This window comes from Marinomonas gallaica, assembly GCF_049821165.1.
In the GTDB taxonomy this organism is placed as follows: Bacteria; Pseudomonadota; Gammaproteobacteria; order Pseudomonadales; family Marinomonadaceae; genus Marinomonas; species Marinomonas gallaica.
In genome coordinates this window covers 903,377-912,500 of record NZ_CP187511.1, presented here as the reverse complement: position 1 = coordinate 912,500, position 9,124 = coordinate 903,377, and the positions used below count along the sequence as shown (strand labels likewise).

The following is a 9,124-nucleotide window of genomic DNA, read 5'->3' as shown; positions in this document are numbered from 1 at the left end:
AAACGCTGGAAAATACCAAGTGGATTGCCAATGGACTTGAATAAAATCGATAACATGTCCATAAGACAAACGATCATGCAGGTTGCCAATAGCGCCCGACATAATCAGCGTTAACGACAACGCTTCTAGCTTATGAGTGTGACCGATTTTTGACAGTCGCCAACTGATGCCTATGACGACAGCCATCGCAATCAAAGAAAAGAACCAACGCTGCCATCCGCCCGCTTCAGCCAAAAAGCTGAATGCAGCACCGGTGTTGTAACGCAACGTTAAGTCAAAGAAAGGCAGAAGAGGAATCTCCTGCCCATAGTATAAGTTTGCCTCAATGCCTTGTTTGGTCACCCAATCCAAGGCAAAAACAGCAATTGCCAGCGCCCACCAGCGCTGGACTCTTTGTATGCTCGTTCGCATCATCATTACGCGAAATGGCGCTGCTCGCCCTCGCCTTCCGGCAGGTTCGAGATACAACGATCACATAGCTCAGGATGAGACTCGCGCTTGCCCACTTCTTCACGGTGATGCCAGCAACGAACACATTTCTCTTTTTCGCTCACCAATACAGCTACTTTCAAGCCAGCAAGCTCTGTTTCTGCCGCATCTGCAGGCGCATCAGCCAAAGATGCAACGTTCGCTTCAGAAGAAATCAAGACGAAACGCAGCTCATCACCCAACTTCGATAGTGTCGCTTGCAACTCAGCGTCGCAGTAAAGTGTAATCTCAGCACTTAGGCTCGCCTTAATCTTGCCTTCCTTACGCACCGCCTCAAGCACTTTATTGGTGGCCATTTTGACATCCAATACTTGCTTCCAGAAATGGCGACCCAGCGCTTCATCACCGCTCAGTTCAAATAAGCCTTCATACCAAGTATCTAGGAATACAGATTCTGAATGCTCGCCTGGTAATTCTTGCCAGATTTCATCGGCGGTGAAGCTCAAAATCGGAGCAATCCAACGAGTGAACGCTTCGGCAATATGGTACAACGCCGTTTGCGCAGAACGACGCGCCAAGCTGTCTTCTTGTGTGGTGTACTGACGATCTTTGATGACATCTAGATAGAAACCACCCAAATCCAATGAACAGAAATTTTGAATCTTCTGCACCACTGCAAGGAACTGATACTCGTTATACGCTTCGTCGATCTCTTTCTGCAATTGAGCTGCACGGTCCACGATCCAACGGTCCAGTGCAATCATGTTCTCAGGCGCCACTAAATCTTTTGCCGGATCAAATCCAGTCAGGTTCGCCAACATGAAGCGCGCTGTATTACGGATACGGCGATAGCCGTCTGCAACACGTTTTAGAATCTCGTCAGAAACGGTCATTTCACCCGTGTAATCGGTTGCAGCGACCCAAAGACGAATGATGTCTGCTCCCAATGTCTGCATTACTTTCTGAGGCGAGACCACGTTACCCAGCGACTTCGACATCTTGCGGCCATCACCATCAACGGTGAAACCGTGTGTTAAGACACCTTTATACGGTGGCACGCCACGGATGGCGATCGAGGTTTTCAACGACGACTGGAACCAACCGCGATGCTGATCCGAACCTTCTAAATATAAATCTGCTGGGAAGCTTAGCTCGTCGCGCTGATCAATGACTGAGTAATGTGTCACACCTGAGTCGAACCATACGTCTAGCGTATCGGAAACTTTGCTGTATTTGTCAGCTTCCTCACCCAACAGTTCTGCAGCATCCATCTCGAACCACGCATCCATACCTTCTTTTTCGATACGTTGCGCAACTTCTTCGATAAGACGAGGCGTTTCTGGGTGAAGCTCTTGTGTTTCTTTGTTGATGAACAGTGCAATTGGCACACCCCACGTACGCTGACGTGATACACACCAGTCTGGGCTATTGTTCAACATGCCTTCCATACGGTTTTGACCCCATGAAGGCGTCCATTTAACACCTTTCACAGCGGCTTTAGCATCATCTAGCAAGCCCTTCTCATCCATGCTGATAAACCATTGCGGCGTCGCACGGAAGATCAAAGGTGTTTTGGTACGCCAGCAATGTGGGTAGCTGTGGAAAATTTTCGATTGGAATACCAGCGCATCGTTACGACCTAAGGCTTCCAATACAGCATCGTCTACTTTGTAAACGTGCAAACCCGCGAACTCACCCGCCGCATCAGAGTAAACACCATTGTCTTGGACTAGGTTAATGGTACCGATACCATTTGCGCGACCCACGTTAAAGTCGTCAACGCCATGGTCTGGGGCGGTGTGCACACAACCCGTACCGGCGTCCGCAGTCACGTGCTCGCCTAGCAAAACAGGGATATCACGTTCCATAAATGGATGATTAAGCACCAAGCCACCTAGATCTGCGCCTACGGCACGACCAACGATACGATACGCTTCGTGACCGTAACGCTGCATGATGCCTTCGACCATATCTTCAGCAAATACAAGACGCTCTTTACCCGCCCCCATATCCACTTCGACCAATGCGTAGTTGAATTCTGGATGGATCGATACCGCTTGGCTGGCAGGCAGCGTCCAAGGCGTGGTGGTCCAAATGACAACCGACACTTTGCCCTCACCTTCGACATCAGAGAACTTACCTAAAAACGCGGCTTCGTCTTGTGGTGCATAACGCACATCTAAAGACAAAGACGTTTTATCTTGATATTCCACTTCCGCTTCGGCCAGTGCCGAACCACCTACCACACTCCAGTAAACAGGCTTAAAGCCTTTCACCAAATGGCCATTTTCAGCGATCTTGCCCAGCGCGCGCACGATGTTCGCTTCGGTAACGAAGTTCATCGTTAGGTAAGGATTTTCCCAGTCGCCCATCACACCCAGACGGATGAAGTCTTTTTTCTGCTCTTCCACTTGCGTGTAAGCGTACTCACGACACTTTGCGCGGAAATCTTTGAACGATACTTTATCGCCCGCTTTACCGATCATCTGCTCAACTTTGTGCTCGATCGGCAAGCCATGACAGTCCCAACCAGGAATGTACGGTGCATCGTATCCACTAACGGTTTTAGATTTAACAATAATATCTTTGAGGATTTTGTTAACCGCGTGACCAATGTGAATGCTACCGTTGGCGTATGGAGGGCCGTCATGAAGAATAAAAGACTTACGTCCTTTACTTACTTCACGTACTTTGTTGTAAAGATCCATATCTTGCCAGCGTTGCAACATCGCAGGCTCACGTTTTGCTAGATCACCACGCATAGGGAATGCGGTTTCTGGCAAATTCAGCGTTGGTTTATAATCACTCATGGTTATTCGATTTATCCTCAAAGATCATCGGTCACTGATTGGAGAAGAAGCGAAGCGCCTCTTCTTTGTCACATTGAATTTGTTTTTCCAATTCGTCCAAGCCATTCATTTTGCGCTCAGGACGAATAAACTGGCGGAATGTCACCTCTAAATATTGGGTGTACAAATCGCCACTAAAATTAAATAAGTGCACCTCAAGTATTGGCGTTTTGCCATCTACTGTTGGCCGAACTCCGATGTTTGCCACACCCGAGTATTCCTTCCCATCCACTGGAACGGTCACTGCGTACACCCCAGACAAAGCAGGGGTAACGCCTTTCAAAAAGATATTAGCGGTTGGGAAGCCTAAACGGCGCGCCAACTGTTGGCCGCCAACCACTCGGCCACGCATGGTAATTGGGTGACCTAACATCGCCTGTGCTGACACCATATCACCTTGGTTTAATTGTTGTCGCACCAAGGAGCTACTGATACGCAAACCTTCCCCATTTAAAATGGACGACGTATTCTCAACATCAAACCCATGCTGAGCGCCAAACGCTTCTAAGTATTCAAAGTTGCCTTGACGGTCACATCCAAAGCGGAAGTCATCACCGACCACCAAATGCTTAACAGCTAAACCGTCATGCAATATTTGCTGGCAGAAAGCGTGCGCATCTAATGTCCGTAGTCGCGTATTAAACGGCATGCAAAGAACATAATCGATATCATGCTTCGATAATAATGCCACTTTATCGCGCAAGCGAGACAAACGACCAGGCGCATCTTGGGGCGCAAAAAATTCGCGCGGCTGCGGCTCAAAGATCATAATGCCCGACGGCGCCCGATAGTGCTCAGCTAATGACTTAACTCGGTTAAGGATCGCCTGATGCCCAAGATGTACGCCATCAAAATTACCAATTGTCAGCACACCATTACGTTGCGCGTCTTGGAGATTGTGAATACCCCGAACCAGTTCCATATCACCTCGTACCGGCAAAAACTCAATTAGCCGCTGAAAAAATAACCGCGATTATATAGTACTCCCCCCCGCAAAGGTAGGGAGCAACACACCCACAACTTAATCTTGCGCGCGCAAATGACGCATTCTTAGACCCGCCGCCAGCAAACCCACACCATAAAGCAGCACACCAACGACCACTACGATCGCCATATGCTGAATACGCTGCCAACTGGAAATGTCCGTCCAAGCAACATTCAAACTCTGGTAATACCACAACCAAGCCAGTAACAAGCTCGAACCAAGCAACAAAACTCGAAGTATTAACCACCAATCTCGTGAAAAACGGTGGCAACCATCACGGTGCAATCCAATCCAAAGCAGCAATGCATTCAACCCTGCTGATAAACTTGTCGCTAGAGCCAAGCCCACGTGCCCTAGAGGCCAAACCAATATTACGTTAAACACCATATTGGCAATCATCGCGATAACCCCAATTTTAACTGGTGTTTTTGTATCTTGGCGTGCGTAATACCCCGGCGCCAATACTTTAATCAACATCATAAAGACCAATCCCAACGAATAGGCCTGCAAACTCATCGCTGCCATATCGACGTCATGAGCTGTTAACTCACCACGATAGAACACCGTCGCAATAATAGGCTTAGCTAAAATACACAGAGCCAACGCCGAAGGGACCGAAATCAATAACAGTAAACGCAACCCCCAATCCAAGGTGTTCGCGAAATGCGCGCTGCGCTCGCTCGAAAAACTACGCGACAGTGACGGCAAAATAACGGTACTGATGGCAATCGCAAAAATACCTAACGGTAATTCATACAAACGATCCGACAGATAAAGCCAAGTGATACTGCCCGTTTCAAGCAATGACGCCAGCACCGTATCTAGTAATAAATTAATCTGACCAACAGACACACCAAACAACGCAGGCCCCATTAATAACAAAATACGCTTCACGCCAGGATGAGCAAACCCCACTTTTGGGCGCGGCAACAATTTTAACCGAGCTAAAAAAGGCACCTGAAACAACAGCTGCACAACACCGGCAGCAAACACCCCCCAAGCAATACTCAACTCTGCTTGGCTGGCACTGCTGGCAAAACCTAATGTTGCTACCAACAATGAAATATTTAAAAAGATAGGCGTAATGGCCGGCACACCGTATTCACCGTGGGCGTTTAGTATCCCGCCCGCCAATGCGGTGAGTGATATAAATAGCAAATATGGAAAAGTCACGGTCAACAACGTCGACGCCAACGCCAGCTGCCCCGGATTATCCGAAAAACCTGGCGCAAACACATACACAACCCAAGGAGATGCCACCATGAAGATGGCCGTCATTGCCAGCAACACCAAGGTCAACGACCCTGTCACCGCCGCAATGAGCTCACGCACAGCATCGTGCCCTTCGTTAACGCGATAATCGCTTAACACAGGGACAAACGCTTGAGCAAACGCGCCTTCCGCAAATAAACGACGAAAAAAGTTCGGGATTTTAAAGGCCACATAAAAGGCATCGGCACCTGCACTGGCACCTAATACATAAGCCAATGAGGCATCACGAGCCAGCCCAAGGATGCGAGAAAGAAATGTACAAATAGAAACCAGCAACCCGGAACGTAATAGTGATCGACTTTTAACCGATGGCGTGTTCGACATAAGATCATGTTCTGCCTGAAAATTTGCCCAAGAATAGCATTTAGATGGTGACCAAACAGCCAAAAAATATACTTTTCACGAGTAATAATGTGTGTTTGGGGTTGTAGCAAAGCCAAAAACTGGTAAAATCCGCCGCGAGATTTTCAAGTTTAAACTTGACATTCACAAGCGACTCAACAGCCCGTTGTATCGTTTTAATTATAGAAGATTGAAGGAGCCAGACTGTGGCAAACTCCGCCGGTTCAAAAAAACGTGCGCGCCAGGCGATCAAGCGTCGCGCTCACAACGGTAGCCTGCGCTCTATGGTGCGCACATACTTGAAAAAAGTAGATGCAGCTATTGAAGCAGGAAATCAAGAAGAAGCTCAAGCAGCATACTCTGTTGCAGCGTCTAAACTAGACAAAGCAGCTGACAAAGGCCTATATCACAAAAACAAAGCAGCTCGCCATAAGAGCCGCTTGAATGCTAAAATCAAAGCATTGGCCTAATCCCATAAAAAAACCGGCGTGAGCCGGTTTTTTTATGTCTAGTCTTTACACGCTTCGGCTCTACTAGTTAAACAGCAAGAACAACCAAACCACTCCCGCTAAACTCAAACTTAACATGACGGCCGCTGAGCCTAAATCTTTCGCACGACCTGATAATTCATGCTTTTCATCACTGATGCGGTCAACAATCGCCTCAATACTCGAGTTAATGGTTTCCACTACTAAAACAATACCGACTGAAAAAATCATTAACGCTTTCTCTAGCGCTGAATCTCCAAACCACAACGCCAACGGCAGAGCCACCAAAAATAGCCACACCTCTTGACGAAACGACGCCTCATAACGCCACTGAGCACGCAGTCCTTGATAAGAGTAACGCGTAGCATCCAACATGCGCTCTAAGCCAATTTTCCCAGGTTTTGCCATGCAACCGCTTCCTCTAAATAATCACTAGGTCATCGCGATGAATCAACTCTGGCTCGCCCTCATAACCTAAAATGGCATAACGCTCGCTGGATGGTTTACCTAACAACTTAAGTGTTTCAGCAATACTGTAGTTCACCAAACCACGCGCTACGATATTTCCAAGCTGATCCACACAGATCACCATATCGCCTCGCGAGAACGTTCCTTCGGCGTCTTTAATACCAACCGGAAGTAAACTGGTGCCAGATTGACGCAAAGCACGTACCGCACCATCATCAATAATCAAAGTGCCGCGACTCTTAAGATGTCCTGCCAGCCATTGCTTACGAGAAGCCGAACGACCATGCTCAGGTTGCAACCATGTCCCTAGGTTCTCGCCATTTGCGACTCGCAAAATGACACTCCCCTCACGACCGGATGCAATCACTGTGTGCGCGCCTGAGCGCGCCGCTAAGCGCGCTGCACGAACTTTCGTCAGCATCCCCCCCGTACCCAAAACGCCAGCACCACCGCTCGCCATAGCGTCCAGAGTGTCATCGCTTGCTGAAGCATGCTGTATTAATGTTGCATCTTTATGATCACGAGGGTTTTTATCAAACAACCCTTGCTGATCCGTCAAAATAATCAATACATCCGCCTCAACCAAGTTAGCAACCAACGCCCCTAAGGTATCGTTATCACCAAAACGGATCTCGTCGGTTACAACGGTGTCATTCTCATTAACTATGGGTACAGCGCCAAGCTTTAACAGCGTTCGCAGCGAAGATCGGGCGTTTAAGTATCGGCGACGGTTGGATAAGTCGTCGTGTGTCAGCAAAATTTGCGCGGTACACAGACCATGCACTTCAAAATGAGATTCGTAAACGCCTACTAGCTCCATCTGCCCTACCGCGGCAGCGGCTTGCAATTCGTTTACTTGTGTCGGTCGTGAAGAGAAGCCTAGGCGTTTCATGCCTGCCGCAATGGAGCCGGAAGAGACTAATACTACCTCTTTACCCTGCGCTCGCAGTTGTGCAATCTGCGCAACCCAAAGCCCAATATTGCCGACATCTAGCCCTTGACCGTCGTTAGTCAATAAAGCGCTACCTATTTTTACAACCACTCGTTGAGCGGATGCAATCTTCTCTCTCATGTCCATCTACAGCTTATCTCACTAAAAGTTTATCGAACGTATTCAACGTCCACATCGTAATCGTCTTCATCAAAGTCATCGTCGTCCGAGCCATTACGGCGATTCTTACGAAGTAGACGAATGCGATCGCGACCTTCTTCATCAATCAATTCACGAATTGCGCGCTCTTCAGCTCGAGCATTGTCATCTTCGGCTAACAGTTCACGTTTTTCGTCTAGCGCGGTCATCAGATCAAGACACAGAACCTCAGTCCCTTCACCGGAAATCGCTGAGATACGGTACGTTTTACCTTCCCAGTTCAATGCGTCGATCACACTTTGACAGCGTTCCTCACGCTCACTTTCTGGCACCATATCAAGCTTGTTCAGAACCAGCCAGCGCTCACGTTTCTCCGCCAATGCAGGCGAGAATTCATGCAGTTCATTCACCGCAATCTGAGCCGCTTGCGCAGGTGTCACGTCGTCCCAAGGCGCCATATCAACGATATGCAAAAGAATACGGTTACGCACCAAGTGCTTTAAGAATCGAATCCCTAAACCCGCACCCTCTGCCGCACCTTCAATGATTCCTGGAATATCGGCAATTACGAAGCTTTGATGCTTCTTAACTTTTACCACACCAAGGTTTGGCACCAGCGTAGTAAACGGATAATCCGCCACCTTTGGCTTAGCCGATGACACTGAACGGATGAAGGTAGACTTACCCGCATTCGGCAGCCCCAACAGACCCACGTCTGCCAAGACTTTCATCTCTAACTTGAGGTTACGCTCTTCACCCACCGTCCCTTTCGTCGTTTGACGCGGCGCACGGTTTGTACTCGATTTAAAGCGAGTATTCCCCAAACCTTTATGGCCACCTTGCGCCACTTTCAAGCGCTGACCGATTTGCACTAAATCGCCTAGCGTCTCACCAGTATCTTCATCAATAACCGTCGTACCAACCGGCACTTTGATCTCAAGATCCGGCGCTTTAGAGCCAGTCATATCGCGGCCTTGACCACCTTGACCATTTTCAGCAATGTATTTTTTGGTAAAACGGAAATCGATCAGTGTATTCAATGACTCGTCGGCCACCAACATCACACTGCCGCCGTCACCACCATCGCCACCGTCTGGGCCACCTTTGGCGACGAACTTTTCTCGCCAAAAGCTTAAAGCACCGTTACCACCTTTACCTGCGCGAACATAAATCGTGGCTTCATCAACAAATTTCACAAAAT

8 protein-coding genes (1 of these 8 only partly in view) are annotated in these 9,124 nt (G+C 48.4%); 1 reads left to right on the top strand and 7 read right to left on the bottom strand.

Translation table 11 applies throughout. The features are described from left to right. The 4 genes from lspA to murJ all read right to left on the bottom strand — a co-directional run. Positions 1-417, bottom strand: the 5' portion of a protein-coding gene (lspA, locus tag ACPUEK_RS04265; protein WP_306455681.1) for a signal peptidase II. 96 nt of this gene lie to the left of the window's left edge; the window shows 417 of its 513 coding nt (coding positions 1-417); the start codon lies at positions 415-417; its stop codon lies off the left edge, out of view. Then, on the bottom strand, positions 417-3,239 hold the full coding sequence (ileS, locus tag ACPUEK_RS04260; protein ID WP_067223852.1) for an isoleucine--tRNA ligase: 2,823 nt from the start codon (positions 3,237-3,239) through the stop codon (positions 417-419). Before ileS ends, lspA begins: the two co-directional genes overlap by 1 nt. Before the next feature lie 31 nt (positions 3,240-3,270). Then, the gene (gene ribF / locus ACPUEK_RS04255; protein WP_067102030.1) at positions 3,271-4,200 is read right to left on the bottom strand and encodes a bifunctional riboflavin kinase/FAD synthetase; all 930 of its coding nucleotides are present in this window, start codon (positions 4,198-4,200) and stop codon (positions 3,271-3,273) included. Between the two features lie 99 nt (positions 4,201-4,299). Beyond that, positions 4,300-5,859, bottom strand: a complete 1,560-nt coding sequence (murJ, locus tag ACPUEK_RS04250; protein ID WP_067037157.1) for a murein biosynthesis integral membrane protein MurJ — start codon at positions 5,857-5,859, stop codon at positions 4,300-4,302. 224 nt (positions 5,860-6,083) lie between these two features. On the opposite strand from murJ, the gene rpsT reads away from it, so the two are divergent. Continuing rightward, positions 6,084-6,347, top strand: coding sequence for a 30S ribosomal protein S20 (rpsT, locus tag ACPUEK_RS04245; protein ID WP_067037142.1), 264 nt, complete (start codon positions 6,084-6,086; stop codon positions 6,345-6,347). A gap of 63 nt (positions 6,348-6,410) precedes the next feature. Here the strand turns inward: rpsT and ACPUEK_RS04240 are convergent, their stop codons facing one another. From ACPUEK_RS04240 to cgtA, 3 genes are read right to left on the bottom strand one after another with little or no spacing between them, the layout of a single operon-like run. Beyond that, positions 6,411-6,773, bottom strand: coding sequence for a diacylglycerol kinase (locus ACPUEK_RS04240; protein WP_067037140.1), 363 nt, complete (start codon positions 6,771-6,773; stop codon positions 6,411-6,413). 13 nt (positions 6,774-6,786) lie between these two features. Further along, the gene (gene proB / locus ACPUEK_RS04235; RefSeq protein ID WP_139084535.1) at positions 6,787-7,911 is read right to left on the bottom strand and encodes a glutamate 5-kinase; all 1,125 of its coding nucleotides are present in this window, start codon (positions 7,909-7,911) and stop codon (positions 6,787-6,789) included. A gap of 23 nt (positions 7,912-7,934) precedes the next feature. Continuing rightward, positions 7,935-9,119 (bottom strand): Obg family GTPase CgtA, encoded by a 1,185-nt coding sequence (cgtA, locus tag ACPUEK_RS04230; protein WP_067037138.1) that lies wholly within the window; start codon positions 9,117-9,119, stop codon positions 7,935-7,937. Positions 9,120-9,124: the final 5 nt, after the last annotated feature.